The organism is Corallococcus llansteffanensis, from assembly GCF_003612055.1.
Taxonomy (GTDB): Bacteria; Myxococcota; Myxococcia; order Myxococcales; family Myxococcaceae; genus Corallococcus; species Corallococcus llansteffanensis.
Genome location: NZ_RAWB01001046.1, coordinates 1 through 1202 on the forward strand (window position 1 = coordinate 1; position 1202 = coordinate 1202).

The following is a 1202-nucleotide window of genomic DNA, read 5'->3' on the forward strand; positions in this document are numbered from 1 at the left end:
CCCTCGTCCCTGCCCGAGTGGGTGTGCACCGTGAGCCACGTCGCGGTGGCGCTGGTGCCGGTGGTGGTGGCGCTCCTCGTGCTGCGCCAGGCGGCGTTCAACCCGCTGCGCGCGGTGGCGGCGGGCCTGGCGGCGGGCACCGTGGGCGCGTTCGTGGGCGAGCTGGCCTGCGGCCTGGGCGCCGGACACGTGGCTGCGTATCACCTGGGCGCCTGGGCGCTCGTGGCCCTGATGACCGGGGCCGTGTCGAAACGACTCAAACCCCGGACCTACGCTCCATGAAGCATGACCCTTCGCTCATCTTGACGGAAGACGTGGACGGCGCACCGGTGCGCATCGGCTCGGCGGTGATGATCGTCCGCACGGAGCCGGACGACCCCATCACGGAGCGCTTCCTCGACCGCGTGGGCGTCGTCGTGGCGCTGGTGTTCGACGACCCGCCCACGCAGTACCCGGCGGACCCGCTCATCCAGGTGCGCGTGCACGGCGTGGGCGAGGACCTGTTCTTCGCCCGCGAGGTGGCCGCGGTGCCCCAGGGTCACTTCGTCGCGTTCGGGTCGTCCAGCTCCGCGTAGTGGCGGAAGATGCCCTGCTCGTTGAAGGGCTGGGCGCGCGGGGAGCTCCGGTACGCGGCGATGCGGGGACGCTCCGCGATGCGCTGGCGCAGGGCCATCACGCCGGGCACCTGATGGGCGACGCGACTCATGGCATTCGGGAAGGCGTAGGACAGGCCCTCCACGAGCTGGAACAGCGCCAGCTCCGGGTAGCTGAAGTCGCTGCCCAGCAGGTACCTGCCGCCGCCCTGCGGGTTCGTCCTCAGCACGCGCTCGAAGTAGCCCAGGAACCTCGGGATGCGCTGGGTACGGAAGTCCTCGGCGCGGGCCTTCGCGGCCTCCCGCTGCTCCTCGTAGTACTTCATCACCGCGATGGGGTGGTGCGTGTCGTGCGCCTCCGCCACCGCGTCCGCGACGGTGAGCTGGAGCTGGCGCGCGTGCAGCCGCGCGCCCTCGTCCGGCGGCACCAGACCGAAGCGCTCACCCAGGTACGAGCAGATGTTCGCGGCCTGGGAGATGACGACGTCGCCCAGCTTGAGCACGGGCGGCGCGTACGCGGGCACGGGCCCCTTGCCCAGCAGGTTCATGATGACCTTGGCTCCACCACCCTGCGACTCCGGGAGCAGCCCCACGTCCACCCAGTCCGCC

At 71.5% G+C, this 1202-nt stretch carries 3 protein-coding genes; 2 read left to right on the forward strand and 1 reads right to left on the reverse strand.

The genetic code is table 11. The features are described 5' to 3' along the window. Both D7V93_RS43210 and D7V93_RS43215 read left to right on the forward strand, forming a co-directional pair. On the forward strand, positions 1-282 hold a 282-nt coding region (locus D7V93_RS43210; protein ID WP_120648693.1), incomplete at its 5' end, for an NrsF family protein. Further along, positions 279-575: a Carotenogenesis protein CarS gene (locus D7V93_RS43215; protein WP_120648694.1), complete on the forward strand. Its 297-nt coding sequence runs from the start codon at positions 279-281 to the stop codon at positions 573-575. The genes D7V93_RS43210 and D7V93_RS43215, both read left to right, overlap by 4 nt. Here the strand turns inward: D7V93_RS43215 and D7V93_RS43220 are convergent. Beyond that, positions 539-1202 (reverse strand): glutathione S-transferase C-terminal domain-containing protein (locus tag D7V93_RS43220; protein WP_120648695.1); only part of this gene is annotated, 664 nt, incomplete at its 5' end. The genes D7V93_RS43215 and D7V93_RS43220 overlap by 37 nt on opposite strands.

Bases quoted from the DNA above. Each gene is read 5' to 3' on its own strand.
- D7V93_RS43215 (WP_120648694.1), top strand. From the start codon at position 279: ATGAAGCATGACCCTTCGCTCATCTTGACGGAAGACGTGGACGGCGCA.